Source organism: Thiococcus pfennigii (genome assembly GCF_016583835.1).
GTDB lineage: Bacteria > Pseudomonadota > Gammaproteobacteria > Chromatiales > Chromatiaceae > Thiococcus > Thiococcus pfennigii.
On the sequence record NZ_NRRW01000173.1, the window covers coordinates 1 to 527 of the forward strand.

The following is a 527-nucleotide window of genomic DNA, read 5'->3' on the forward strand; positions in this document are numbered from 1 at the left end:
TCGGCGAGGCTGTCGGCGCCGAGAAAGAGCATGCGCGTCGCCGGTAGCTCCGAGGCTGAGTCTGGTGCGGCGGCCATGGTGGCTCAGATCCGGTTCAGCAGCAGGATGGAAATGACCAGGCCGTAGATGGCGATACCCTCGGCGAGGCCCAGATAGATCAGGGTGCGGCCCAGGGTCTCCGGCTTCTCGGTGATGGCCGCCAGCGACGCCGCACCGATGGGGCCCACGGCGATGCCGGCGCCGATGGTGGAGAGTGCCGTCGGGATGCCGGCGCCGAGGATGGCGATGCCCATGCCGATGCTGATCTCCTGCACCTCGACGACCTCCATGGCCTCTTGGGCGAGGACCTCGTCGATGCCCAACAGCAGCAGCCCGAACTGTGCGGCGACGAAAACGAGCAGCTGTCCGCCCACGGCGGGCTTGCTCCAGCGCGGCAGCCGCAGACTGGCGGTGGGGCGCATTTCCAGATAGAGGCCGGTGGCGATGAGACCGACGACGGCGAAGGACATCAGGACGGCGAGCCAATA

At 67.7% G+C, this 527-nt stretch carries 1 protein-coding gene; it reads right to left on the reverse strand.

Features of this window, described 5'->3' with window-relative positions; translation table 11 throughout:
- Nucleotides 1-83: 83 nt before the first annotated feature.
- The coding region (locus CKO41_RS18430; RefSeq protein WP_200383303.1) for an ATP synthase subunit C at nucleotides 84-527 on the reverse strand (444 nt) is incomplete at its 5' end.